Source organism: Vibrio sp. ZF57 (genome assembly GCF_001691235.1).
GTDB lineage: Bacteria > Pseudomonadota > Gammaproteobacteria > Enterobacterales > Vibrionaceae > Vibrio > Vibrio crassostreae_C.
In genome coordinates, this window is the sequence record NZ_MAKD01000039.1 from 1 (window position 1) to 451 (window position 451).

Annotated in this window: 1 protein-coding gene; it reads right to left on the reverse strand. The window is 47.9% G+C overall.

What is annotated here, in order from left to right:
- The coding region (locus A6D97_RS03915) for a DDE-type integrase/transposase/recombinase (RefSeq protein WP_139074296.1) at positions 1-451 on the reverse strand (451 nt) is incomplete at both ends.

Below are 451 nucleotides of genomic sequence, written 5' to 3' on the forward strand. Positions count from 1 at the left end.
ATCACTGACTCTTGGGCGACTATACGATGAAGTAATACCTAACTCTTCCATTTTGGCTTTGAACGTCAACGACTTCATCGGCGCACCATTATCGGAGTGAAGAACCAGAGCTTGATTGAAGCACTGCTCTCGCATCAACGTTCGTTGCAGAAGTTGTGACGCCAGCTCACCGCATTCATGCTCATACACTTCATAACCAACAATTTTTCGACTGTAGATGTCCTCAATGACATACAGGTAATAATGTTGGCCTCGAACTTTTGAAGGTAAGTAAGTGATATCCCACGTATAGACTTGGTTCGAGTCCGTCGCTGTGTAGCTGGTTGGCTTCGCTTGCTTCTGTCTGCTCCGCTGACGACCTCGTTTGTGAAGTTGCCCCTGCGTACTCAACACTCGGTAGTAGCTCGACTCAGAGGCGATATACTCACCTCTATCAAGCAGTGTCGGGACG